25 protein-coding genes are annotated in these 25,613 nt (G+C 61.8%); 12 read left to right on the forward strand and 13 right to left on the reverse strand.

Annotated elements, in window-relative coordinates; genetic code table 11:
• Positions 1-15: 15 nt before the first annotated feature.
• The 7 genes from dacB to NVB75_RS14370 form a co-directional block, all read right to left on the reverse strand.
• Complete coding sequence (gene dacB / locus NVB75_RS14340; RefSeq protein ID WP_258347758.1) at positions 16-1,476, reverse strand: D-alanyl-D-alanine carboxypeptidase/D-alanyl-D-alanine-endopeptidase; 1,461 nt, start codon at positions 1,474-1,476, stop codon at positions 16-18.
• 101 nt (positions 1,477-1,577) lie between these two features.
• Complete coding sequence (locus tag NVB75_RS14345; RefSeq protein WP_258347760.1) at positions 1,578-4,004, reverse strand: TonB-dependent receptor; 2,427 nt, start codon at positions 4,002-4,004, stop codon at positions 1,578-1,580.
• A gap of 110 nt (positions 4,005-4,114) precedes the next feature.
• Positions 4,115-5,050 carry a glutathione S-transferase family protein gene (locus NVB75_RS14350; RefSeq protein WP_258347761.1) on the reverse strand — a complete coding sequence of 312 codons (936 nt, stop codon included), beginning with the start codon at positions 5,048-5,050 and terminating at the stop codon, positions 4,115-4,117.
• A gap of 75 nt (positions 5,051-5,125) precedes the next feature.
• On the reverse strand, positions 5,126-5,416 hold the full coding sequence (locus NVB75_RS14355; RefSeq protein ID WP_258347763.1) for a GIY-YIG nuclease family protein: 291 nt from the start codon (positions 5,414-5,416) through the stop codon (positions 5,126-5,128).
• A gap of 108 nt (positions 5,417-5,524) precedes the next feature.
• Complete coding sequence (locus tag NVB75_RS14360) at positions 5,525-6,004, reverse strand: nuclear transport factor 2 family protein (protein WP_258347764.1); 480 nt, start codon at positions 6,002-6,004, stop codon at positions 5,525-5,527.
• 100 nt (positions 6,005-6,104) lie between these two features.
• Entirely contained in the window at positions 6,105-6,740 is a 636-nt protein-coding gene (locus NVB75_RS14365; protein ID WP_017480042.1) for a response regulator transcription factor, read from the reverse strand.
• Positions 6,741-6,940: 200 nt separating this feature from the next.
• The gene (locus NVB75_RS14370; RefSeq protein WP_258348616.1) at positions 6,941-7,675 is read right to left on the reverse strand and encodes a response regulator; all 735 of its coding nucleotides are present in this window, start codon (positions 7,673-7,675) and stop codon (positions 6,941-6,943) included.
• Positions 7,676-8,178: 503 nt separating this feature from the next.
• On the opposite strand from NVB75_RS14370, the gene NVB75_RS14375 reads away from it, so the two are divergent.
• The 8 genes from NVB75_RS14375 (at position 8,179) to NVB75_RS14410 (ending at position 15,877) form a co-directional block, all read left to right on the forward strand.
• Positions 8,179-8,808, forward strand: coding sequence for a DUF1120 domain-containing protein (locus NVB75_RS14375; RefSeq protein WP_177008762.1), 630 nt, complete (start codon positions 8,179-8,181; stop codon positions 8,806-8,808).
• 44 nt (positions 8,809-8,852) lie between these two features.
• On the forward strand, positions 8,853-9,470 hold the full coding sequence (locus tag NVB75_RS14380; protein WP_258348622.1) for a DUF1120 domain-containing protein: 618 nt from the start codon (positions 8,853-8,855) through the stop codon (positions 9,468-9,470).
• Positions 9,471-9,513: 43 nt separating this feature from the next.
• Positions 9,514-10,143 (forward strand): DUF1120 domain-containing protein, encoded by a 630-nt coding sequence (locus tag NVB75_RS14385; RefSeq protein ID WP_258347768.1) that lies wholly within the window; start codon positions 9,514-9,516, stop codon positions 10,141-10,143.
• 64 nt (positions 10,144-10,207) lie between these two features.
• Entirely contained in the window at positions 10,208-10,834 is a 627-nt protein-coding gene (locus NVB75_RS14390) for a DUF1120 domain-containing protein (protein ID WP_258347769.1), read from the forward strand.
• A 28-nt stretch (positions 10,835-10,862) separates the two neighbouring features.
• A complete protein-coding gene (locus NVB75_RS14395; protein WP_003216340.1) occupies positions 10,863-11,561 on the forward strand; it encodes a fimbria/pilus chaperone family protein in 699 nt (232 codons plus the stop codon).
• Between the two features lie 141 nt (positions 11,562-11,702).
• Positions 11,703-14,072, forward strand: coding sequence for a fimbria/pilus outer membrane usher protein (locus NVB75_RS14400; protein WP_258348623.1), 2,370 nt, complete (start codon positions 11,703-11,705; stop codon positions 14,070-14,072).
• 11 nt (positions 14,073-14,083) lie between these two features.
• The gene (locus tag NVB75_RS14405; RefSeq protein ID WP_258347772.1) at positions 14,084-15,211 is read left to right on the forward strand and encodes a DUF1120 domain-containing protein; all 1,128 of its coding nucleotides are present in this window, start codon (positions 14,084-14,086) and stop codon (positions 15,209-15,211) included.
• A 15-nt stretch (positions 15,212-15,226) separates the two neighbouring features.
• Complete coding sequence (locus NVB75_RS14410) at positions 15,227-15,877, forward strand: DUF1120 domain-containing protein (RefSeq protein WP_258347773.1); 651 nt, start codon at positions 15,227-15,229, stop codon at positions 15,875-15,877.
• Here the strand turns inward: NVB75_RS14410 and NVB75_RS14415 are convergent.
• The gene (locus tag NVB75_RS14415) at positions 15,874-17,154 is read right to left on the reverse strand and encodes a CynX/NimT family MFS transporter (RefSeq protein ID WP_258347774.1); all 1,281 of its coding nucleotides are present in this window, start codon (positions 17,152-17,154) and stop codon (positions 15,874-15,876) included. The genes NVB75_RS14410 and NVB75_RS14415 overlap by 4 nt on opposite strands.
• A complete protein-coding gene (locus NVB75_RS14420) occupies positions 17,144-17,803 on the reverse strand; it encodes a FadR/GntR family transcriptional regulator (RefSeq protein ID WP_003216331.1) in 660 nt (219 codons plus the stop codon). The genes NVB75_RS14415 and NVB75_RS14420 overlap by 11 nt, the downstream gene beginning before the upstream one ends.
• A gap of 158 nt (positions 17,804-17,961) precedes the next feature.
• Between NVB75_RS14420 and NVB75_RS14425 the strand changes: the two genes are divergently transcribed.
• Both NVB75_RS14425 and NVB75_RS14430 read left to right on the forward strand, forming a co-directional pair.
• Positions 17,962-18,273, forward strand: coding sequence for a type II toxin-antitoxin system MqsR family toxin (locus tag NVB75_RS14425; protein WP_258347776.1), 312 nt, complete (start codon positions 17,962-17,964; stop codon positions 18,271-18,273).
• A complete protein-coding gene (locus NVB75_RS14430) occupies positions 18,270-18,758 on the forward strand; it encodes a type II toxin-antitoxin system MqsA family antitoxin (protein WP_258347778.1) in 489 nt (162 codons plus the stop codon). The genes NVB75_RS14425 and NVB75_RS14430 overlap by 4 nt, the downstream gene beginning before the upstream one ends.
• Positions 18,759-18,817: 59 nt before the next feature.
• Here the strand turns inward: NVB75_RS14430 and NVB75_RS14435 are convergent, their stop codons facing one another.
• From NVB75_RS14435 to NVB75_RS14450, 4 genes are all read right to left on the reverse strand, one after another.
• Positions 18,818-19,582 (reverse strand): amino acid ABC transporter ATP-binding protein, encoded by a 765-nt coding sequence (locus tag NVB75_RS14435; protein WP_003171943.1) that lies wholly within the window; start codon positions 19,580-19,582, stop codon positions 18,818-18,820.
• 10 nt (positions 19,583-19,592) lie between these two features.
• On the reverse strand, positions 19,593-20,690 hold the full coding sequence (locus tag NVB75_RS14440) for an amino acid ABC transporter permease (protein WP_258347779.1): 1,098 nt from the start codon (positions 20,688-20,690) through the stop codon (positions 19,593-19,595).
• 10 nt (positions 20,691-20,700) lie between these two features.
• Positions 20,701-21,882: an amino acid ABC transporter permease gene (locus NVB75_RS14445; protein ID WP_258347781.1), complete on the reverse strand. Its 1,182-nt coding sequence runs from the start codon at positions 21,880-21,882 to the stop codon at positions 20,701-20,703.
• A 72-nt stretch (positions 21,883-21,954) separates the two neighbouring features.
• Positions 21,955-22,986 carry an amino acid ABC transporter substrate-binding protein gene (locus NVB75_RS14450; RefSeq protein WP_010170392.1) on the reverse strand — a complete coding sequence of 344 codons (1,032 nt, stop codon included), beginning with the start codon at positions 22,984-22,986 and terminating at the stop codon, positions 21,955-21,957.
• Positions 22,987-23,333: 347 nt separating this feature from the next.
• On the opposite strand from NVB75_RS14450, the gene NVB75_RS14455 reads away from it, so the two are divergent.
• Together NVB75_RS14455 and rhlB are read left to right on the forward strand one after the other, a co-directional pair.
• Entirely contained in the window at positions 23,334-23,990 is a 657-nt protein-coding gene (locus NVB75_RS14455) for an alpha/beta hydrolase (protein WP_258347783.1), read from the forward strand.
• Positions 23,991-24,086: 96 nt separating this feature from the next.
• Positions 24,087-25,574, forward strand: a complete 1,488-nt coding sequence (gene rhlB, locus NVB75_RS14460) for an ATP-dependent RNA helicase RhlB (protein ID WP_032899430.1) — start codon at positions 24,087-24,089, stop codon at positions 25,572-25,574.
• Positions 25,575-25,613 lie beyond the last annotated feature (39 nt).

Consider the following 25,613-nt stretch of genomic DNA (forward strand, 5'->3'; position numbering starts at 1 on the left):
TTTGATCTTCGGTGCTCAATAGTCCGTGCTGTTGGCCAGTGCCGTGGCCAGACGGTTTTCCAGCGCCTTGACCTGCGCGCCTGCGACCACGTAATTGTTGGTCACCATCGAAAACACCAACTGGCGTCCCTTGGCATCGGTGACATAACCGGTCAACGACGACACGCCGTTCATCGAGCCGGTCTTGCCGTGCAGGTTGTTTTCCGCCGCCGTGCCCCGCAGGCGATAGCGCAAGCTCCCACCCACCATCCGGCCCGGATTACCGGCAACCGGCAAGGCGTTGTACCAGGCGTTGAACCAGGGCTGTTTGCTGGCGGCCAGCAGCACGTCCGTCAGGTTCTGCGACGACACCAGATTGCGCCGGGACAAGCCCGAACCGTCCACCTGGTTCAACGTCGCCGTATCAATCCCTTGACGCTTCAGGAACCCCGCCACCGCCGCCACACCGGCAGCCGCCGTACCGGCATTCACTGTCTTGCGCCCCATGCTCTTCAGCAATGCTTCGGACATGTTGTTGTTGGAAAGCTTGAGCAGCGGCGTGATCAATTCCTGCAACGGCGCCGACTCATGCATCGCAAGCACCGTCGCCGTGGGCGGCGTCACACCCCCGATCATCCGACGCCCTTGCACGACAATTCCCTGCTGCGCCAATGCCTGCCCAAACAGATTGGCCACCAGTTGCGTCGGCTCCCAGACGCTGACCAATTGCCGACTCTGCTTGCCCGGCGCCAATGCGCCACTGAGGCGCAACAGGTTGGTGCCGTGCTGGCGATTGATCCCATAGCTGTTGCCCGGGCCGCTGATGGCACGGTTGCCGATCTGCACGTAGTCGGTCGCCGGGCTGATATCCACCGTCACCGGGCGCCCCGCCACGACCGGCGCCTTGGCCGTGACCAGCAGGGAGCCCGCATCGAAGTCGTCATTGGGCGACACTGTCAGCGCCGAAATCTGTGCGCCGTAGTAGGTGCTCTCATCGTCCTGGGACCAATCGGTGCCCAGGCGCTCGGCGTCGAAGAATGTGTCATCGAACACCAGGTCGCCCTGCACTTGCTGGATGCCCTGCTGCGCCAGGCTGGCGGCCAACGCCTGGTAATCCGCCCACTGGATCGTCGGGTCGCCCAGGCCGCGCAGGTAGAGGTTGCCATTAAGCACCGCGCCCTGGCGGATGCCGTCGCTCAACAGTTGCGTGGCAAAACGGTACTGCGGCCCCAGCACATCCATCGCCGCTGCAGTGGTCAGCAGCTTGAGGCTGGAGGCCGGCGTCAGCCGTGTGCGTGGGTCGTGTTGGTAGAGCGTGCTGCCGCTGCGGGCGTCGCGCACCATCAGCGACACGCTGGCACCGTGTAAGGCTGGGTCGGCCAGCAACTGGTCGAGGGTGGCGCTGGTGGAATTTTTCGGCGCCGTGGCGCAACCGCCCAGCAACACGCTCAAGCCCAGCAGCAGCCCGCCGGTGTGTATCCATCGTCCCAACTGCATCGGTATCGTGTTCCCGCAAAGTCATTAATGGCGGCCACGCTAGCAGCTCGACAACCGTATGGCGAGGCAACCGGCTACCGCGCCATACGGTGCAGCCGAATTTAGAATGTCAGGGTGCTGGACACCGACACCTGGCGCGCATCGCCGATGGACACGAACTGAGTGTTCACTGCGGAGGTGTAATAGGTTCGGTCAAACAGGTTCTTCACGTTGAGCTGGAACTTGACCTTCTGCCCCTCGATTTTTGTGTCATAGGTGGCAAACGCATCGGCCACGGTGTAGCCCGGCAAGTCGAAACTGTTGGCCGCATCGCCCGAGCGCTCGCCGACATAACGTGCACCGGCGCCGACCCGCAATTGATCGCCACCGAGGATGCTGCCGAAGTCATACACCGCCGACAGCGAGCCGGTGTTCTTCGCGACGTTTTGCAGGCGATTACCTTTGTATTCGGGGTCCTCAGTAACCTCGGCATCGGTGTAGGCATAGCTGCCGATCACGCTCCACTTGTCCGTCAGTTGACCGCTGGCATCCAGTTCCAGACCACGGGAGCGCACCTTGCCGGCGACGCTGTACACCGAAGTCAGGCCGTCGCCCACCTGCACCAGCACGTTGCGTTTTTCGATGTTGAACAGGGCGGCGCTGGCGGTGATGCGGCCCGGTATATCGAGTTTGGTCCCCAATTCCCAGGACTTCGATTGCTCCGGCTCAAGGCTGCCATCCAGTATCGTTTTATTGGCCAGTGGTGCGATGGTGGAGTTGGGTTTGAACGACTCGGTGTAACTGCCGTAGAACGACAGCTCGTCGGTGTAGCGGTACACCAGGCCGACCCGTGGTACCCATTTCTGGCCATTGCCGTCGGTGTTGGCGGTGAACGGGACGCCCTTGCCGGCGTATTGGTCGTACATCTGATAACGCGCGCCGCCCACCAGGATCCACTGGTCGGTGAGGTGGATCGCGTCCTGCATAAACAGCGAATCGCTGCGCAGCAGGTCGGTCTGGTTACTGTCCGGCGCGCTGACTTTGCTGCCCGCCACTTCATTGCCATAGACCGGATCGTTGTAGTTGAACGTGCCACGGGGCGACTGGCGGATCAGGTCGGCCCGGTAGATCTTGCGGTACTCGTCGTCCAGGCCGAAGGTCAGGTCGTGCTGCATGCCAGCGACATTGACCTTGCCTTCAAGGCTGGCGGTGGCGAAGCGGTCCGTGGTCAGCGCGCCCTGGGTGCCGTCCATGCTGCGGGTCAGGGTGCCGTTGGTGTTGACCTTGACCACACGCACCTGGCTGGCGTCGTAGGTCTCGCGGTTCCAGCTGTAGCCGAAGTGGGCCTTCCAGTCGTCATTCAGGTCGTGGTCGGCCTCGAAGCGGTACAGGTCAGAGCGGCCTTCCATATTGTTGAACGGTTCATCCAGCCGACGGGTAGCCGGAATATCCAGCGGATGGTTGGTCGTAGGGCTGATGGCGGTCCCCCGGTCAAACGGCGAGAGAAACTCCCGGTGCTCATAGGCGAACAACAGCTTGGTGTTCTCGCCGTACCAGGCCAGCGATGGGGCGATCAGGCTCTCGCGGTGGGTACCGTAGTTGCGCCAGTAATCTTCGTCTTCATGGTCAACGATCAGGCGATACGCCAACCCGCTGTCACCGATCGGGCCCGTGGTGTCGAGGTTACCGCCGCTGCCGTTCTTGCCGTCACCAAAGGTCGAGCCACGCACCGTCAGAGAAGTGGATTGAATCAGCTCGGGTTTCTTGCTCACGATGTTGACCACGCCACCCGGATCCTGGATGCCGTACAGCAACGACGACGGGCCCTTGAGCACTTCGACGCGCTCGGCGGTGGAGTTCATCGCGCGGCCCTGCACCAGCGGCATGCCGTCCTGCATGATCGAACCGTTTCGGTTGTCACCAAAACCACGCAACATCACCGCGTCCTGGGTGCTGCCCAACGTGTTGGCCTGGGTAATGCCGCTGACGTTAGCCAGGGCATCGTCGAGGTTGCGCGGCTGTTGATCGCGAATCACCTGGGCCGGCACGACGTTGACGGTTTGTGGGGTTTCCAGCAGCAGGCCGTGGGAACGCATTACCGAACTGGTGGGCGGCGGCTGATAGCTGGTGGTATCCGAGGCCTGGGCGGCACCGCTGATGGTGGTGGCGCCGAGGTTCAGCGCGCCGTCGGTGGGCAGCGGTTCCAGGGCCAGGGTGCGGGCATCGATCTGACGGAAGGTGAAGCCGGAATTACCCAGCAAGCGCTGCATGGCCTGAGTCGCGCTCATCTGCCCGGTGATGGCCGGGGCCTTGATGGCGTAGGGCGCTTCGTCGGTGTAGACCACGCTGATGCCGGTCACCCGGGTGAAGTCGCTCAAGGCCTGGGGCAGCGGCTTGGCGGCCAGGGCAAAGTTGAACAGCGTGCTCTGCTGCTGCGCCTCAGCCGCCTGCGCCATGCCCAGGGGCAGCAGCGCCAGCCCCGAAACCGCCAATACCGAGGCTCCCAGCCAATGTTTAACCGAACCCGCCGACGTTGCCCTGGACTTCATGCTTGAGAACCCGTGTGTAAAAAGCGCTGTTAATGCGAATTGATCGCAGTTTCAAGCACTACACGGATGGCCGACAGGTTTACCTCACACCGATTTGAAAATAATTTCAGTCACGCCGGTTGGATCCGAAATCCGAAGCGCGGAACGTGCACATGGACGGTGCCGGCGCGTTCATCGGTGCGCCGCAGAATCAGCTCTTCACTCCCGGCAAACAGCAGTTCCCCGGCCACCGGATCGGTGCCGTAGTCAGTGGCGCTGAGGGTCACTTGCTGGCCGGGCTTGAAGCCGTTCGGGTCTTCGAAAATCTCTTCCGGCAGGTTGGCCGGCGTGGCATTGTGCGCGACTTCCAGGGCTTGCTCGGCGCTCATCTGGCTCGACGTACCATGGCCGAAACTCAACACCCGGGCCAGCCAGGCGGCCACGGCAGGATAGGTTTCCACCAGCGGCGAGGTCACCGGCGACCCCATGAGGAACCACAACGGGTGCGCCAAGGCGAAGTCGGCAATCGACGGCTCGCCGAACAGGAAGTCGCCCTGCTGGTGCTGCAACTGCTGATTGATACGACCGATGATCACCGGCCATTGATGCTTGGCCTGATCCAGTTGCACACGGGTGGCCGTGCCCCCACTGAACAATTTGCTGCGGTCGGCCACCAGCACCTGGAGCATTTGCGGCGGCACTTTGGCGAACTTGACCGCCAGGGATTCCGGCTGGAACACCAGGCTCACGGCATGGGAGAACACCGTCGAATCAGCCCAGGCGGCGAAGCTTTGGCTGACCAGTTCCAGGCCTTGTGGGAACAGGGCCGGCGCGGACTTTTCCTGCTCCAGGCGGCGGGCGATCAGGGCGGTGTCGCAGTAGATATCGGCGCCCACCTGCAACACCGGGGTCTTGCGATAGCCACCGGTGAGGGCGGTCAAGTCAGGCTTGGGCATCACCGGTGAAATGTGCACCGAACGCCAGGACAAGCCCTTGAAGCCCAGCAATAGCCGGGCTTTTTCGGCAAATGGGGATTGCGGGTAGTGGTGCAGGATCAACTCAGTCATGCCAGGCTCCGCTCAATGAGTGAGCGTCCAGCTTAGCCTGCAAAACCGGCAAAGGCGCGCATGGGAACCTATCAGTCAAACTGATGGGCCGATCGCCGCCAGGCACTCCTTGGCGCTTTTCTTGAGTTTTTTGATCAGCCGTTCCTGGCGCAACGCCTCGGCCTTGCTGATGCATGCCTCGGTGTACACCAGCGCCACGGCGGGGCTCGAGAGAAAAAACCGCGCGCCCTTGCCGCTCTGGTGCATCGCGAAGCGGCGCACCGGGTCGTTGCTGATCCCGCAATAGAGCGAGCCATTGGCGGCACGTACCAGGTAGACAAACCACGGCTTGGCTTCGACCGGCACAACTTCAGAAGCGCTATTCACCATCCATTCCGACACCACAAGAGAAGAACACGCATCTTATCAATGCCTCCACATCCTGTGGTGAGGGGGCTTGTCCCCTCACCACAGGACAAGCCCCCTCACCACAGGTCAAGCCTCATCGCCACGGGCCTGGAACGCCTTCAACCCTTTCAGGGCCTGGGCGCGTACGGCGTTTTTCACCAGCGGCGTCCAACCCAGCAACAGCCCTTTGGTGCCCAACGCCTGGCGCGACCAGCGCCACAGGTCGAAGTGGTCGTGGTGCTCGCAGATCTTGCCGTCGCGAAATACAAAACGCGCCCGGATATCGTTGACCACGGTGTTGCCCGTGGCGCTGAACAGGTAGGTCGCCACCCAGTGGGCGCTGCCGGTGATTTCATCGCTGCGCACACTGTCGAAGGTCAGGGAAAAGTCCTTGGCCCGGGTGGTCAGCATGCGCCACATGTCGCCGGCATCACGGCCACGCAGTTCACCGAATGCAGGGTCGCTGAACACCACGTCGTCGGTGTAGCAGGCGCTCATGGCCTCGGCATCCAGGCGCTGGAAGGCGCTGTAGAACTCGGTGATCAAAGCGTTATGGGCGTCGCTCATGGGCAGGTTCCGCAAAAGGGGTTGGGATGGCCGGTACGATAATCCCCAAGGCCCGGGAACACTACTGGCATCAACGCCAGGAATACCTCGTCCCATCCCTTCAGGGCACCATTCCGCTGCTGCGAGCATAGGCGAACAAATCCACATCGGTGGAGATACACAGCCGGTTCATGGCGGTGCTTTTCTGCTTGCTGATGGTGGAGATGCTGCGATTGACCCGTGCGGCGATCTGGCTGACTGTCATGCCACTGGCCAGCATGCGCACCACTTCGCGCTCCTTGCCCGACAGTTGTGGCGGTTGTGATTGATCGCCCGTGCCGGCCTGCACCAACTGGGTCCGCAGGGACTCGCTGACGAAGGTCTTGCCCTCGCAGACTTCCTTGATCGCCGTCGGCAACTCCTTGGCCGATGCACTCTTGGCAACAATGCCTCGGGCACCTTCGGCGAACGAAGCCCGCAGGGTCGCGATGTTGGCGAACATCGTCACCAGAATCACCGGCACCCCGGGGTATTGGCGTTGCAACAAGCCCAACAACACATAGCCGTCAGCCTGCTGCCCGCCCGGCATGGCGAAGTCCGTCACCAGTACGTCGCAAGGGGTGGTACCCAGTACCCGCAGCAGCTCATCCGGGCCATTGGCCTCACCGACCACCTTGCACTTGCCGTTGGCCTCGATCACCACCTTCTGCCCGATCCGAACAATGGGATGATCGTCAGCAATAATTACGCGAAGCATAGAAATCCATGAGTGATGGCAAATTGATTTGCGCAAAATAACCCTGTCCGACCCGAGCAACAACCGCCCACTCAGGAGCGATTTTCAACGGCGTCCCGTGTTCTTGAGTGGGTGATTTTTCACCTACAACAAAAAAGGAAACACCCTACAAACCAAGCCCACAGACAGAGGTAATACCCCCTACAAAATCGCTAAAAGTGTCATAAATCTGTCAAATAGCGCAGATACACCACCAGGTCTTGGTCGAACTGCTGCAATGCCCGCGAATTGCAGCGAATGCCATACTTGCGCACCTGCTCGATCAACTCCCCCGCACAGCGATCCAGCTCAGTCTCGCCAAAAAACGCCAGGCCCCCCGCCAGGCGATGCAGGCAGTCGACCAATGCATGCGGGTCGACGATACGGCAAGCCTGTACCAGGCCCGCGTAATCAGCCTCGGCCTCCAGCACCAGGGTGCGCAACATCTGGTTCACCACCTGTTCATCACCAAATGTCTTGATCAGTTCGGCGCGGGTTGGCCAGTGCGCCCTGGCGAGGCTGGTGGCAGGCGGGTTGGTACCCGCGCCCGGCGGCTGTGGCAACCACTGCTCCAGCACCCCGCGCAATTGCTCCAGGGTCAGCGGCTTGAGCAGCCAGGCATCCATACCGGCCTCAAGGCAGCGGCAGGCATCATCCGGGGAAAGTTTGGCGGTCAAGGCAATGATCGGCACACGCGGGCGGCTGTGCACGGCCTCACGCCGCCTGATCTCACGGGCCATGCTGTAGCCATCCAGCACCGGCATGCGGCAATCGCTGATAACCAGGTCGAAATGCCGGATGGCGAGGGCCGTCAACGCGGCCTGCCCATTGCACACCAACTCGTGATCGACTTCGAATTTTTGCAGGAACCAGCCCATCAAGGCGCGATAGGCCTGATGGTCCTCAGCGATCAGCACGCTCAGGTGCTTCCAGTGAGCAGGAGGACTGCGCCATGGCACTGTTTGCTGCTTGGGGGCGTCGTCAGCAAACACACATGGCGTCATGGCCACCTCGATATCGGAGCCGACCTGCGAGGGCCGTCGGGCGGCCCTGGCCTATCGTCAGGTGAGGGTGCGCTCGACGGTGATCCTTAACCCATCCTTCTGGCACCCATTACCGAATCAAGCTATCCACATGAATACCACTCTTGCGATACAAGAACTACGAAAAGACAGTTTTTCCTACAGCTCCGCCCACCTATTCCGACTTGACGCAGGCGAGCTGGAGGGATAGCGGATTGTCGTAATTCTTGTATTTCCCCCTCCTCCCCCCGGCGCTAAATTGCGCCCCACCCCAAGAGGGCAACCCGCTAATTCACCTGGCGGCCAACTATCCGAACTGACCCGACGCCCAACCGCGCCTCTTTCTGCGCTGCGGTGCCGTGTACCCGTCAGTTGACCCAACACCGAGACAACACACCATGAACAAGCACCTGATCGCCGTCGCCAGCGCCCTGCTGATCACTGGCACCGCCCCCGCCTTCGCCGCCAGCACCGTGGACCTGACAGTCAAGGGCATCATCACCCCGAATGCCTGCACGCCGAGCCTGTCCAGTGGCGGGGTGATTGACCACGGCAAGATGTCGGCCAAGGACCTTTACCCAGACAGGATCTATCCGCTGCCAAAGGTCACCTTGCAAATGACCGTGACCTGCGATGCGCCGGTGATCTTCGCCCTCAAGGCGACCGACAACCGTATTGGCTCCGGCTCCGGCAGCGGCTTCGGGCTGGGCTTTATCAACGGCACGCAAAAGCTGGGTTCCTATAGCTTGACCCTCGGCGCCACCGGTAGCCCGCCCCAGGCCGACGGCGAAACCGTGCAAGCCATCGGGTCTTTCGACAATGGCGTCACCTGGGAGCGTTGGAACAGCTTTGAAACCGGCACCTATCTCTCGGTCGCCACCCTGGCAGACGCCAGCATCCCACGTGCCACCCAGCAACTGGTCACCCCCGTGGCCTACAGCGGCTACATCAACCGCACCGACGGCCTGGACCTGAGCAACGAAGTCAATATCGACGGCTCGGCCACCATTGAAGTGCTCTACCTGTAACCCACCTTCGCCCCTGACCTGCAACCAAAAGGTGCTGCTCGATGATGAACTCCTCACCCGCTGTCTTTCTCGCCACGTTGCTGCTGGCCCCCACCGTACTGGCCGCCAGCAACGCCGACTTCGCCGTCACGGGCACCATCACGCCCAGTGCCTGTGAACCCATGCTCTCCGGTGGAGGCGTGGTGGATTACGGAAAAATGCCGGCCAAGGAACTCAACACCGACAGCCCGACCTCACTGCTGCCAGAGACCATGCAAATGGAAGTCCTGTGTGAAGCGCCAACCTTCATCGCGCTGAGCACGATCGATAACCGCGCCGGCACTTCGGCAATTAACGACTACTGGCATGGCCTGGGGCTGACGGACAGTGGCGAAAAACTTGGCGCCACCGCATTCGGCCTGCTCAACCCGGTCGCGGACGGCGTCACCGTCAAGACGATCAACTCGACCGATGGCGGGGTGACCTGGCTCCCGTCGATTTACCTGGGCCACTACACCCAGACCTCGGTCGCCACCAACGGCGGTGCGAATACCCCGATTGCGATACGGCAATTCAGTGCCGACCTGCGCGTGTACACGATGGTCGACGGCACCGACCGCCTGACCGTGCTCGACGAAGTGCCGCTGGACGGCCATGCCACCGTGCAACTGAAGTACCTGTAACTCTTTATTCAACCGGCCCCACTCGAAAGGAAACGTGTGCCCCATGAAACTTACGCTCAATGCCCTGGCCACCGCGCTGCTGCTCAGCACCAGCGCCTCTGCCCTGGCGGCGTCCACCGTCGACCTGACTGTCAAAGGGGTGATTACCCCCAACGCCTGCACACCAGGCCTGTCCGGCGGAGGGATGGTGGACTACGGCAAGATCTCCGCCAAAGACCTGAACCTCACGACCCCCAAACAACTGCCACGCACCACCCTGCAACTGACCATCACCTGCGACGGCGGCACCCTGTTTGCCGTCAAAGGCACCGACAACCGCGCCGGGTCCAACTCCAGCGGCGGCACCTATGGCCTGGGGTTGATCAACGGTACGCAGAAGCTGGGCACCTACGACCTGATGCTGAATAACGCAGTCGCAGACGCTGTCGCCGTCACGGTGCTGGAATCCGGGGATAACGGCACGACCTGGGCAGAGTCGGCGGACGCGATCCTGCCACCCAGCGCATTGGCGGCTTTCGGCGATAGAACCTCGGGCACCTGGCTGCCGGTGCCGATCCAGCAAGTCGTCAGCGACCTGGTGGTGTATGCGCAGATCGCCCGGGCCGACAGCCTGGACCTGAGCGATGAACACCCGATCGACGGCTCGGCCACGCTGGAAGTGAAGTACCTGTAAACCCGCGGCCTCGTCGTTCGCGGCGAGGCGCCTTACTTGCACCGAACACATTGAAGACCGAATGATGAACAGAACCCTACGCCTGTGCACGGCGCTGTTATTGCTCAACACCGGCTCTAGCGTGTTTGCCAGCACCGCCACCGAGATGACCCTGTCGGGCCTGGTTACCCCCAGCTCCTGCACCATCGCACTCTCCGGCAGCGGCATCATCGACCACGGCACCATCCCTGCCCATCTCCTCAACCAGGCGGCTCCCACTCCGCTGCCCACCCAATGGCTGGAGGTAGAAATCCACTGCAGCGGCCCCTTGCTGTTTGGCCTGATTGGCCTGGACAGCCGCGAAGATTCGTCGGCCGCACCAGACACTACCTACGGCCTGGGGAGAAACCCCAACGCGCCCGCGGAGCAATTGGGTTACGTCGACCTGGCGTTCGAAGCGGCGCAAGGGGACGGCCAGGCCATGCAGTCACTTGTGTCAAACCCCCAGGGCGGCGTCTGGTCGCCCCAACTGGCCATCCACCCCAGGACCTTGATGGGGTTTGCCCGTCCCGGCCGACCGTTTCCGGAACCCATCGTCACCCTGACCACCCGGATCCGCGCACAGACCACCATCCACCCGGCGAACCGTCTGACCCTCAGGCAGGACGTGCCCCTCGATGGGTCACTGGTCCTGGACCTGCGCTACCTCTAAGCCCTGTGATCATTTTAGGAAGTGCATCATGAAGACCTATCCAACCTTGCTGGCCCTGGGCTGGCTGCTGAGCACCCAGGCGTTTGCCGACGGCATGGTCCCCGACACCTCGGTGGTGATCGTCAACGAGGCCGACGGTGAAGCCTCGGTGTCGGTGACCAACACCGACGGCAAACTGGCCCTGCTGCACGTCACCCTCGAAGACATTCCGGAAGATACCGAATCGTTGCTGTTCGTCACCCCGCCCCTGTCCCGGGTCGAGGCCGACAAAAGCCAACTGGTGCGCTTCATTCTGCGCAACCCCACGCCCCTGACAACCCAACGCCTGAAACGGGTGATCTTCGAAGGCATGCCCAAGGACCGTGATGCCGCCCAGGCTGGTCACGCTCGGGTGGGCGTGACCGTGCGCCAGAACCTGCCGGTGATCATTCATCCCAAAGGCCTGGCGCCGAATCGCACCCCCTGGACCGGGTTGACCTGGTCGCTGAACGCTGGCCACCTGAACGTCGCCAACCCTACGCCTTACGTAGTGCGCCTGGCCCAGGAGCTGCAATTGCTGCCGGGCAAGCAAAGCCTGGTGCTGCCGCGCACTTATGTGTTGCCGGGCGAAACCCTGCGGCTGAGCACGCCCCACACCGCCACGGCCGTACGCCTGCAACCGGCCACCGTTTACGGCTTTGCCGTCGCCGCCTATGAAGCACCGATAACCGCCGCAAACGCTGAATAACGAAGTGACAGCCCTGTGACTGTCACCGGGAAGCCCGCCAACCGTTGCCGGCTTCCATAACCTGAGTGCCTTTACGTGAACACAGTAACCACTGACCCGGCTGGCGAAGCCGTGCCCGACTGTCCTTTACGCCCCGCCCGGATGCGGGCCGCGCTGCCACTGACCATGGCGTTGCTGTCGGCCGATGCCTGGGCCGATGCCTTCGACGCGCAAACCCTGCACCAGCGCGGTATCGACCCGGAACTGGCCTACTTGCTGCTCGACGCACCGCGCTACAGCAGCGGCCGCCATGCCGTCAGCCTGACGGTGAACGGCCAGCGCCGTGGCCGCCTCGATGTGCAGTTCGACAGCCAGGGCGCGCTGTGCTTTGACCGCCCGCTGCTGGACGCCGCCGACCTGGTGATACCGGCGCCGCTGGGCGACAGCACCTGCCACGACTTCCTTGGCGAATACCCGCAAACCGTGGTGGAACAGGACCCCGCCAGCCTGAGCGTGAGCCTGATGGTGCCCACCGATGCCCTGCGCCCGCGCCAACGTGAGCTGTCCGGTTATGAAACCGGAGGGTTCGCCGGCTTGCTCAACTACGACCTCACCGGTTTGTACAACCGCTATGGCGACGACGCCAGCCGCTTCGGCTCGGCTAATACCGAGCTGGGCTTCAACGCGGGCGACTGGATCGTGCGCAGCCGCCAGGTGCAGACCTGGCAAGACTCCCGGTCCCGCAGTACCCACCTGGAAGCCTATGCCCAGCGCACCTTCGCCGAGCAGCAGGCGGTGTTGCAGGCCGGGCAGATCAACCTCTACAACCCGGTGCTGTCATCCGCGCAGATCACCGGCATGCAGCTGTTTACCGAACAGGCCCTGCAGGACCAGGAACAGGGCTCGACCATCAGCGGCATCGCCAACAGCCCGGCCCAGGTCGAGGTACGCCAGAACGGCGCGCTGATTCACTCCACCGTGGTGCCGGCCGGGCCGTTCTCCCTCACCGACGTACGGCGCCTGAACACACGCTCCGACGTTGAAGTGACGGTCAAGGAAAGCAGCGGCGAAGAGCGGCGCTTCACCGTGCCGGCGGCGATGCTCGGCATCGGCCTGCCAGCGCCGGGTTACTCGCTGGGAGCGGGCCGGGTGCGCAATATCGGCGATACGCGCGGCGACGATCCATGGGTGATCAGCGGCGGCTGGAGCGGTGCGTTGAACCCGCGCCTGAGCCTGGGGGCCGGCGCGCTTGCCGCCGAGGACTACCGTGCCACGGGTGCCAGCCTCGGCCTGTTGCCGTGGCCAGACGGCCAGGTACAACTGTCGACCCAGATTGCCGATGCCCAACGCCTGGGTGAACGCGGGATACAGACCGACCTGAGCCTGTCCCAGCGCCTGGGCCGGCAATGGTCGATCACCGCCGGCGCCTCCCACCGCACCATGGGCTATCGGGAGCTGGAAGACGCCGCCTACTACGATTCACGGGACGACGAAGGTCGCCTCACCCGCTATCGCGACCAGCAGAGCCTGGCCCTGGGTTGGGCCCATCCTTGGCTGGGCGCCTTCACTGCCGGTCTTTCGCGCACCACCACGTTCAACGGCGAAAACAGCAGTCGTGCCCTGGCCTCGTGGGGCACCAGCGTGCGCGGTGTGTCGCTGTCAGCCAGCGCCGAATGGCAGGTCAGCGGCCGGCAGAATAACGAGAACGCGGTGTACCTGAACCTGAGCGTGCCACTGGGCGAGAACCGCCGCGGGCGCTCCTGGGTGCGCAACTCCGGTGGCGAGCACCGCATCGGCCTGGGGGTGAACGAGCAGGTCAACGATCAACTCAGTTATCGGGTCAGCGCCGAGCACGACAGCCGCGACCAACAAGTGGAATCCACCCTCGGCGTGTCCTATCTGCCGCGCTATGCACAACTGGACATGAACTACAGCCGCTCTGACGCCGAGCGCTCCAGCTACCAGGGCGGCGCACGCGGTGCGGTGGTGGCCCACAGCGGTGGCGTGACCTTCTCGCCTTACCCGGTGCGCGACACCTTTGCGCTGGTGTCTGTCGGCGATATGGCCGGGGTCAAGCTCACCACGCCCAGCGGCCCGGTGTGGACCGACTTCCAGGGCCAGGCGGTGGTACCGCAAGTGTCCGCCTACGGGCGCAGCCCCGTGGAAGTACAAACCCAGTCGCTGCCGCGCAATGCCGATATCAGCAACGGCCTGGCCGTCATCAGCGCCGGACGCGGTGCGGTGGATCGCGTGGAGTTCGGTGTGGCCCTGACCCGCCGTGCCCTGCTCACCGTGACCACCGACCACGGCACGCCACTGCCCCGTGGGGCGACTGTCAGTACCGCCGATGGTGAGTTCGTGACCCTGGTGCAGGAAGGCAGCCAGGTGTTCCTGCCGAACGTGCTGGACCCTCGTCGCCTGTGGGTCAAGGCACCGGGCATGAGCCGCTGTGAACTGCAGGTTGAACTCGCGGAAAAAGCCGACCCGCAGGTGTATTTCGAAACCGCCCCGGCGCGTTGTGTGACGCCATGAGGAAGAGTGTGATGAAGCGATTGTTACTGCTGGGATTGGCCCTGGGCGCCATCGTCCAGAGCCGGGCGCACGCCGACGAATGCCAACTGACCCTAAGCCAGTCGCGCCTGGATTTCGGCGTGATGAACCGCGCCGTGCAGCGCAACCCCGGCGCAGAAATTGTGCTGGGGGAGCGCCGCCTGAGCCTCAACCTGAACTGCCCGACACCCACCGATATGCACGTGTTCTACCGGGCCCTGGCCGCGACCGCCGAGCGCTACCGCTTTACCGAGCGTGGCAGCTACCGTGTGCACATCAGCGATGCGGTACTCGACGGCCAGGCGGTTGAGCTGGGGTTGACCGGTGGGCAAGGCCAGGCGCTCAGCGCCAGGGGCAGGACGCTCGACTGGCGACCCGACCAGGCCATCGTGCCGTTGCGCGACGGCGCGCCGACCACCGGCAGCAGCTTCTCGGCACAACTGCAGGTCAATGCCTGGGCACAGGCCGACGCCACACAAGTGCGTGACGCGGTGACCTGGGAAGCCACCGGGTTGATCGACGCCGTCGCCACCGGCCGCGCCCGGGAGCTGTCGCTGCAAGCCGGTTTCGCCCCGGCGGCCTGCGAAACCACGCTGTCCAACGGCGGCATCATCGACTTTGGCCGTATGTGGGCCAAGAGCCTGAACGCCGAGAAGGAAACCGGCCTGGCCTCCCGCAGCCTGCTGCTGAGTATCGGCTGCGACGGTCCGACTCACTTTGCCTTGCGCATGCACGACAACCGTAGAGGCTCGGCCACCGGCGGCACCGATGAAACCGCCTACGGCCTGGGCGTCGATGACAGCCGCAATAAGATCGGCCGCTACTTTCTTTACTTCGACCCTTTCGACCTGCGCGCCGACGCCCTGCCCCAGGTGTACCGCACCGACTCCACCACTGGCGGCGTGGCCTGGAGCAGTTCCAACGCTTACCCCATTCCCATCGGCAGCAGCAGTTTGCTCGGCTTTACCGCTCTATCCGGCAGCAATGCCGGCCCCACCGCGATCCAGAACCTGAGCGGACAGATCAGCGTGCGCGCCGTTCTGTCGCCCATGAACAACCTGGACCTGCGTACGGAAGTACTGCTCGACGGTTCGGGCACGATTGAAATCATCTACCTCTGATCAAGGAGTATGGTCATGCACCTACGCCAGCTTTCTCTCGCAACACTTGCCCTGCTGACCCTCAGCACCGGCGCCACGGCGGCTTCCAGTGTCGAACTCGGCATCACCGGCTTGCTCACCCCCAGCGCCTGCACACCGGCATTGTCGAGCAACGGCCTGATCGACTACGGCAAGATTTCCCAGCAGGACCTGAACATCGATCGCGGCAAACGCCTGCCGGTGCGCTACCTGAGCGTGACCATCAACTGTGAGGCAGCGACCCGTTACGCCCTGCGCATGAGCGACAACCGCGACGGCACCGCCAACGTCAACAGCGAAATCTACTACGGGCTGGGCCTGGACCCGAGTGGCAACAAGATCGGCTTGTACTCACTGACCTTCGACCCCAAGCAGACCGTGATCGACAGCCTGCCGGAGGTTTACGGCACCGAGTCCACCAGCGGCGGGATCGCCTGGCGCACCGCCAACAGCAACCCGATCGACATCGGTTCGCGCAGCTTTCTCGGCTTTACCGACACCGTCGGCAGCACCAGCGGACCGACGGCCTTCCAGACGCTGAGCAGCCTGGTCAGGGTCGATACGGTGATCGCTGCCAAGAACAATCTCGACCTCAGCAGCGACGTGCATATCGATGGTTCCAGCACTATGGAAGTGTTGTACCTCTAGACCTTCTCGCTGGTCACGGCGACATACCGCGCACGTCCGGCGCCCAACCCCGCGATGATCGCGCCCAGGCCGATCACCGCGAAAATCCAGCCGGTGGCGTTCCAGCCGCCGGTCCAGTCATGCACCAGTCCGACCGCGAACGGCCCCATGGACGCCAGGGTGTAGCCGATCCCCTGGGCCATGCTCGACAGGTTGGCGGCTACATGGGCGTCCCGTGAACGCAGCACGATCAAGGTCAGCGCCAGGCTGAAGGTGCCGCCCTGGCCCAGGCCCAGCAGAATCGCCCAGCCCCACAAGCCGTCCAGCGGGGCATACAGGCAACCGAACAGGCCACCCAGGGTCAACAGCATCACCACCACGATGGCCAGGCGCTGGTCCTTGCCGCGCGTGGCCAACCAGGGCGCGGCCAGGGAACTGGCCAACTGCACAATCACCGAGCCGGAAAGCACCAGGCCCGCCTGGGTGGCGGTCAGGCCACGGCCGATCAGGATCGACGGCAACCAGCCAAACACAATGTACGCCAGGGAGGATTGCAGGCCCATGTACAGGGTCACCTGCCAGGCCAGCGGATCACGCAACAAGCCCTTCACGCGATAGGCCACCTGGTGCGCGCCGTGTTTCTGGCCAATTTGTGGCAACCAGAACAACGCCGCAACCAACGCCGGAAGAATCCAGAACCCCAGGCCGATGTTCCAGCTGTCGCCGAAGTAATGACTCAGAGGCACCGTGGACCCCGCCGCCAATGCTGCACCCAGGCACAGCGCCATGGTGTACACGCCGGTCATGGTGCCGGCCTGTTTGGCGAAATCGCGTTTGACGATACCGGGCAACAGCACCCCGATGATGCCGATACTCGCGCCCGCCAGCAGGCTCCCGGCGAACAGCCCGACCTCACCCAATGAGCTGCGCAGGATGATGCCGCCGGCCAGGGTCAGCAGAATGCCCAGCACCACCCGCTCAGCGCCAAAACGCCGGGCCAGGATCGGAGCCAACGGTGCGAACAGGCCCAGGCACAACACGGGCAGCGTCGTCAGCAGCCCGGCCTTGGCCGCCGAGAGACCCAGGCTATGGGAGACCTCAGCGAGCAGCGGCGCCATGCTCGACAACGCCGGGCGCAGGTTCAGCGCCACCAGGATCAGGCCCAGCAGCAACAGCCACGGACGGCTCACCACCGGCGGGCTGTGCTGGACCTCATCGTCATCGGCTTCGGCGTCGATCAGCAGTTCTTCAAGAGCATTTTCTGAACGGGGCATGGTGGTCTCGGGTTCAAGGTTCATTGATCAACTGCCGGGACAGGGCCTTGGCGCGTTCCGGGTCCTGTTGTTCCACGGCATCGAGCAAGGCGCCGTGCAGGTCGAACACCGCTTGCCGGCGCGGCTGGATGTTCAGGGTCTGGCGCAGTTGCGCGCCGACAATGCTGGAAAAGTACTGGTACAGCTCGCTCAAGGCCGGGTTGTGGGCCGCGTCCACCAGGCGTTTGTGGAACACCAGGTCGCAGCTGATGTAGTGCTCAAGATCACCGTGGTAATGGTCGCCGCTGGCGTTGAGGGCCGCGCGCAAAGCGACCAGGTCTTCATCGGTGCGGCGCAACGCAGCCAAGCCGACTGCCTCGACTTCAAGAATCTGCCGCGTCTCCTGCGCCTGAGCCAGGGTGCAGTGGGACAAAGCTTTCATCGCGCCAAGCGGGTCGGTCATGGAGCGCAAATAGCTGCCGTCGCCCTGGCGGATCTCGATCAACCCGGAGAACGCTAATACGCGCATGGCTTCACGCACAGTGTTGCGGCTGATCCCCAACTCGGCAGACAACTCGGGCTCGGTGGGCAGGCGTTCGCCGATGGCCCACACGCCTTGGGTGATGCGCTGGCGCAACTGTTCGAGGGCTTGATCGACGAGGGAGCGTTTGATCAGGGGGGCGATGTCTGTCATGGGTTTCGTCCTTTCATCCAATCATAGGATGAATTTTCCCACAGCCTATTCGGAGTTGCCTACAAAGGCAACGCACTAGGGTTCAGAGGAGGCAAAGGAGCAGTATTTTCGATTGGTAAAATTACCCTCAGAGGGTAATTATTGGACTCAGGTGTCTTATGGAAAAGTACACACCTCATTACGATTTGGCGGTGATAAAGGCGGATGTCAGGCGGCTTGGCGCCAAGGCTTTCACACGTGCGGCAAAGAAAACCGCAGAGGCGCTCGACCTTGATCTCTCGGAAATGCAGGCCGTTATTTTCGAACTGCAAAACAGGATGTTGTACAAGTCGATGACCACCTACGCGGATCATCGGATCTGGCATGACGTCTACCACATCCATTCACACGGTCTGGAGATTTACATCAAGGTGACTTACTGCTCCGGCAGCAACCCTCCGGTGATCTCCTTCAAAGGGATGAACCTATGAACACCCAACATTGCTTCATCTGCGGTGCCCCCGACGCCATGACGCGTTTTGAGGGTCGCAGCGAAACCATGCGTATAAAAGGTATGGAGCGGCGCATTGATGATCTTTCGGGCTGGGAATGTCAGGTGTGCGAGGACGGCATGTATGACCCCGATAACTGCGAACGTCATGCCAATGCCGGTGATGATCTGCTCCACGCCGCCCGAAGAATGATGGGCGCTGAACTGAAGCGTATCCGTCGCAAGCTGCACCTCACGCAAAAAGAAACCGTGGGCTTGCTCTCCGGTGGCGGCCACAACGCATTCTCACGTTACGAACGCGGTGAAATAACGCCGCCCAAACCATTGATGGTTCTGATGCGCCTGCTGGATCGTTACCCCCACTTGCTCACCGATGCGAAGGAGCTGGCCGAAGGCGCAGACCTGCGCAACGCCTTCACCTACACCATCAACAACAAAACGCAAGAAGTCCTCAACGCCTCTTAGACAGGCAAAAATAAACCCGGCACCAGGCCGGGTTTATTGTTTCAAGCATTACCCATGGATCAATGCAGAATCTGGCTCAAGAACAGCTTGGTCCGATCATTCTGCGGGTTGTCGAAGAAGTCATTCGGCGCTGCCTGTTCAACGATCTCGCCCTTGTCCATGAAGATCACGCGGTTGGCCACAGTGCGCGCGAAACCCATTTCGTGAGTCACGCAGAGCATGGTCATGCCGTCTTCCGCCAGGCCGATCATGGTGTCCAGCACCTCTTTCACCATCTCTGGATCGAGTGCCGAGGTCGGCTCATCGAACAGCATGATTTTTGGCTTCATGCACAGCGCACGGGCAATCGCCACGCGCTGTTGCTGGCCGCCGGAGAGTTGCCCCGGAAACTTGTGGGCCTGCTCCGGAATACGCACGCGCTCAAGGTAGTGCATGGCAATTTCTTCAGCCTTGCGCTTGGGCATCTTGCGCACCCACATCGGTGCCAGCGTGCAGTTCTGCAGGATGGTCAGGTGCGGGAACAGGTTGAAGTGCTGGAACACCATGCCGACTTCCCGACGGATCGCTTCGATCTGCTTGAGGTCGTTGGTCAGCTCCACGCCATCGACCACGATGCGGCCCTGCTGGTGCTCTTCCAGACGGTTGAGGCAGCGGATGGTGGTGGACTTGCCGGAACCCGACGGGCCGCACAGTACGATACGCTCGCCCTGCTTGACGTTCAGGTTGATGTCTTTCAACACGTGGAACTGGCCGTACCACTTGTTGACGCCCTGCATCTGAATAATGCCTTCAGGGCTCACAGGCTGTTTGATCGCTTCACTCATCACAACACTCCTAACGCTTGTGGCCTGTGTCCAGCTTGTGTTCCAAATGAATGGAATAGCGGGACATACCAAAACAGAAAATCCAGAACACCAGGGCGGCGAACACGTAGCCTTCAGTGGCCATGCCCAACCATTTCGGGTCGGCGGCGGCTTGCTTGACGCTGTTGAGCAGGTCGAACAGGCCGATGATGATCACCAGGCTGGTGTCCTTGAACAACGCGATAAACGTGTTGACGATGCCCGGAATCACCATCTTCAGCGCCTGGGGCAAAATCACCAGGCCCATGCTGCGCCAGTAACCCAGGCCCATCGCGGCGGCGGCTTCGTACTGCCCCTTGGGAATCGCCTGCAAGCCACCGCGCACCACCTCGGCCACGTAGGCCGACTGGAACAGGATCACGCCGATCAACGCCCGCAGCAGTTTGTCGATGCCCATGCCTTCTGGCAGGAACAGCGGCAACATCACCGACGACATGAACAACACGGTGATCAACGGTACGCCGCGCCAGAATTCGATGAAGGTCACGCAGACCACACGAATCGCCGGCATGTTCGAACGCCGACCCAGCGCCAGCACAATGCCCAGCGGCAAGGCCCCGGCAATGCCGACGGTGGCGATCACCAGAGTCAGCATCAAGCCGCCCCATTGGCTGGTGGCCACGTTGGTCATGCCGAAGATCCCGCCGTGCAGCAGGAAGTAGGCAACGATCGGGTACACCACCAAAAAGCTCAGGCCGTAGACTGCTTTGCGGGTGAAGCGCGAAATGAACAACGGCGCCACGCCGACAATGGCCAGCCACACGGTCAGGTCCACGCGCCAGCGCAGGTCGCCGGGATAGTAGCCGTACATGAACTGCCCGAAACGCTGTTGGATAAATACCCAGCAGGCGCCTTCCTTGGTGCAGTCGGCGCGGGTAGTGCCCACCCAGTTTGCATCGAGGATCGCCCAGTGCAGGATCGGCGGCACTATCAGGTAGATCAGGTAGAACGCCAGCAGTGTCAGCAGGGTGTTGAGCCAGCTGGAAAACAGGTTGGCACGCATCCACGCCATCGGCCCGAAGACCTTGTTGGGTGGTGGCATGTCAGGTTTGAAAGTATGAGAAGTCATGCTGGTTTCCTCACCGCTCGATCAGCGCAATGCGCTTGTTGTACCAGTTCATCAGCAGGGAAATGCTGATGCTGATCGCCAGGTACACGCTCATGGTGATGGCAATGACTTCGATGGCCTGGCCGGTCTGGTTGAGCACCGTGCCGGCAAACAGCGAAACCATTTCCGGGTAACCGATACCGGCGGCCAGTGACGAGTTTTTCGCCAGGTTCAGGTATTGGCTGGTCAGCGGCGGGATGATCACGCGCAGGGCTTGCGGGATGATCACTTTGCGCAGGGTCGGGCCGTTGCGCAGCCCGAGGGAGCGCGCCGCTTCAGTCTGGCCGTGGCTGACGGACTTGATGCCTGAACGCACGATTTCGGCGATGAACGCTGCGGTGTACACGGTCAAGGCCAGGGTCAGCGCCAGCAACTCGGGAATCAGCACCCAGCCGCCGACGAAGTTGAAGCCTTGCAGCTTGGGCATTTCCCAGTGCAGTGGCGCGCCAAAAACCAGTGCGCACAGTGCCGGGATCACCACCAACAGCGCCAAGCCGGCCCAGAATTTATGGAACGGAACACCGGTGGCTTCAAAGCGTTTGTTGGCCCAACGGGCCATCAACACAATGGCGATGATCGCCACCACCACGCTGATCACAAACGGCCAGAAACCGTCCGCCATCAATGCGGCGGGCATGTTCAGGCCACGGCTGCTGACGAAGAAGGTGTCGCCAAAGTTGTGGCTGTTACGCGGCCCCGGCATCGTCAGGAATACCGCGAAGTACCAGAACAGGATTTGCAGCAGCGGCGGAATGTTGCGGAACACTTCCACATACACGGTCGCCAGCTTGTTGATCATCCAGTTGGGCGACAAGCGCGCCACACCGATGATGAACCCGAGGATGGTCGCCAGGACCACACCGATCACGGTCACCAGCAAGGTATTGAGCAGGCCGATCACAAAGACCCGGGCATAGCTGTCCGATTCGGTGTAGTCGATCAGGTGCTGAGCGATGCCGAAGCCGGCACTGCGCTCAAGAAAGTCGAAACCCGAGGTAATGCCCCGGTGTTGAAGGTTGGTTTGCGTGTTGTTGAACAGGTACCAGCCCAACGAGACCACCGCCACAATCGTGATGATCTGGAATAGCCACGCACGCACTTTTGGATCACTGAAGCTGAGCTTCTGTTTTGGTGCGCCGATTTGATTTTGCATTAAGTGCCCCAGGAATAATGGAACAGAACATCACCCGGCGGTTGGCCCACCGGGTGATAGAACCATCAGCGATCAGCGCACAGGTGGTGCGTATTGAATGCCACCGTTGGTCCACAGTGCGTTCAGGCCACGATCGATTTCCAGGGGAGTGCTCTTGCCGAGGTTTTTCTCGAACACTTCGCCGTAGTTACCGACCTGCTTGACGATCTGTACGACCCAGTCTTTCTTCACTTTCAGGTCTTTGCCGTATTCGCCGTCAGCACCCAGCAGACGGGCAACGTCCGGGTTCTTGGTGGACTTGGCTTCAGCTTCGACGTTTTTGGAGGTGATACCGGCTTCTTCAGCGTTGAGCATGGCGTAGCCTACCCAGCGCACGATGGCCAGCCACTCGTCGTCACCGTTACGCACGACAGGGCCCAGTGGTTCTTTGGAAATGGTTTCCGGCAGTACCACGTAGTCCTTCGGCGAAGCCAGCTTGCTGCGCTGTGCGTAGAGCTGGGACTTGTCGGAGGTCAGCACGTCGCAACGACCGGATTCCAGCGACTTGGCGCTTTCATCGGAGGTGTCGAACGTGATCGGGGTGTACTTCAGGTTGTTGGCGCGGAAGTAGTCGGAAACGTTCAGCTCAGTGGTGGTACCGGCCTGGATGCAGATGGTTGCACCGTCCAGTTCCTTGGCACTTTTAACGCCCAGCTTGTTGTTCACCAGGAAGCCAACACCGTCGTAGTAGGTGATGAAGCCCGGGAATTTCAGGCCCATGCCGGCATCGCGAGAGCTGGTCATGGTGGTGTTACGCGACAGGATGTCGACTTCGCCAGACTGAAGCGCGGTGAAACGCTCCTTGGCATTCAACTGGCTGAATTTGACCTTGGTTGCGTCGCCGAATACGGCAGCGGCAACAGCACGGCATACGTCAGCGTCGATCCCGAGGATCTTGCCACTGGCGTCCGGCACCGAGAAGCCTGGCAGACCGTCGCTCACGCCACACTGCACAAAGCCTTTCTTCTGCACGGCATCCAGCGTGGCGCCAGCCTGGGCGAAACCACTGACACCCAATACGGCAGCCGCGGTCACGATGGCCAGGGTGGATTTCAATACCTTCATTCAAACCTCCAGTTTTGCTCTTGTTGTGCCTGCGCTCGAACCCCACCGCACCCTTATGAGGCGACATCGACCCGTGTTGGCTTTTTTTGGGGTCAAACAGCATGAGGTTTTTGCTTTAAGTCCAGTTGCTATCCCCCGGGTGTCAGTCACTGATAGTGTTACCGCCCGGGGTGAGCCTTGACATCGGGTTTCACATAGCAAGCCCCGTACCAGACTGGCGGCTGAGTCGTTTCAGCCCTTGGTCAAGCGCAAAAGATTCAACCTTGCGACATTCTCTTAACAGATCAACCTGTCGCGCACCGTTCCGACGCACTCAATCGGAGCGCACGCACATTTATGGAGCAGACATGACCGAACCCTTGATTCTTCAGCCCGCCAAGCCCGCAGACGCCTGCGTAATCTGGTTGCATGGCCTGGGTGCCGATCGCTACGACTTCCTGCCGGTGGCTGAAGCCCTGCAGGAAAAACTCCTGTCTACGCGCTTTGTCCTGCCCCAGGCGCCGACACGCCCGGTGACCATCAATGGCGGCTACGAGATGCCGAGCTGGTACGACATCAAGGCCATGAGCCCGGCGCGCTCGATCAGCGTTGAGGAACTGGAAGCCTCGGCAAAAATGGTCACTGACCTGATCAAGGAACAAAAAAGCAGCGGGATAGACGCCTCGCGGATTTTCCTCGCCGGTTTTTCCCAGGGTGGCGCCGTGGTGTTCCACACCGCTTTCCTGAAATGGCAGGGTGCTTTGGGTGGCGTGATTGCCCTTTCCACCTACGCTCCCACTTTCGGTGACGAACTCGAATTGTCGGCCAGCCAGCAACGGATTCCGGTGCTGTGCCTGCACGGCCAATACGACGACGTGGTGCAGAACGCCATGGGTCGTAGCGCCTATGAGCATTTGAAGTCGCGCGGTGTCACCGTTGCATGGCAGGAATACCCAATGGGCCATGAAGTGTTACCCCAGGAGATACACGATATTGGCAGCTGGTTGGCCGCCCGCCTGGGCTGAAAACCAGCCATTGTGTAGCCGCATGACCAACGCACTACGCCGCGCCCGATTCTTGCATTACACTGGCCGGCGTACATTCCTTAACCAATTGATGAGATGACCGTGCTCAAAGCACTCAAGAAGATGTTCGGTAAAAGCGAGGCTGAGCAGCTCGCGCCAGGTTCCAGTGCCCCCGCCCACGTTCAAGGCAGCCGCAATGACGGCCAGCAGCCTGGCCGGACCGCACCTGTAGCCTCGCCAAAAAAAGAGCCGGTGACCACACCCGCCACGGTTAACGTCGCTGAAGAGCCAGCCGCCGACCAACCACGCCAGGAGCCACGCCAGGAAAAGCCGCGCCGTGAACGCGCGCCCAAACCTGTGGTTATTCCCTGGAAACTGGAAGACTTCGCCGTCGAACCCCAGGAAGGCAAAACCCGCTTTCATGATTTCAAGCTCGCCCCGGAACTGATGCACGCCATCCAGGACCTGGGTTTCCCATACTGCACGCCGATCCAGGCGCAGGTATTGGGCTTCACCCTCGCCGGCAAAGACGCCATCGGTCGCGCCCAGACCGGTACCGGCAAGACCGCCGCCTTCCTGATCTCGATCATCACCCAGCTGCTGCAAACCCCGCCGCCGAAAGAGCGCTATATGGGTGAGCCCCGCGCCCTGATCATCGCCCCGACCCGAGAGCTGGTGGTACAGATCGCCAAGGACGCCGCCGACCTGACCAAATACACCGGCCTCAACGTGATGACGTTTGTCGGCGGCATGGACTTCGACAAGCAGCTCAAGCACCTGGAAGCGCGCCACTGCGACATCCTGGTGGCCACACCGGGCCGCTTGCTGGACTTCAACCAGCGCGGCGACGTGCACCTGGACATGGTCGAAGTGATGGTGCTGGACGAAGCCGACCGCATGCTCGACATGGGTTTCATCCCACAAGTGCGTCAGATCATTCGCCAGACCCCGCCGAAAAACGAGCGCCAGACCCTGCTGTTCTCCGCGACCTTCACCGAAGACGTGATGAACCTCGCCAAGCAGTGGACCACTGATCCGTCCATCGTCGAGATCGAGGCACTCAACGTTGCCAGCGAGAACGTCGAACAGCACATCTATGCCGTGGCCGGTGCCGACAAATACAAGCTGCTCTACAACCTGGTCAACGACAACGGTTGGGAGCGGGTCATGGTGTTTGCCAACCGCAAGGACGAAGTGCGGCGCATCGAAGAACGCCTGGTGCGTGATGGCGTAAATGCCGCGCAACTGTCCGGCGACGTGCCGCAGCACAAGCGCATCAAGACCCTGGAAGGTTTCCGCGAAGGCAAGATTCGTGTGCTGGTGGCCACCGACGTGGCCGGACGCGGGATTCACATCGATGGCATCAGCCACGTGATCAACTTCACCCTGCCGGAAGTGCCGGACGACTACGTGCACCGGATTGGCCGTACCGGCCGCGCGGGCGCAGCGGGCGTGTCCATCAGCTTTGCCGGTGAAGACGACTCGTATCAGTTGCCGTCGATCGAAACCTTGCTGGGCCGCAAGATCAGCTGCGAAACGCCGCCGACGCATTTGTTGCGTCCGGTGGAGCGCAAACGCCCTTAAACTGGAAGGCAAAGCGGGCTTGCCCGCTTCGCAGACGAC

Origin of the sequence: Pseudomonas sp. CBS, from assembly GCF_024734645.1 — a bacterium.
In the GTDB taxonomy this organism is placed as follows: Bacteria; Pseudomonadota; Gammaproteobacteria; order Pseudomonadales; family Pseudomonadaceae; genus Aquipseudomonas.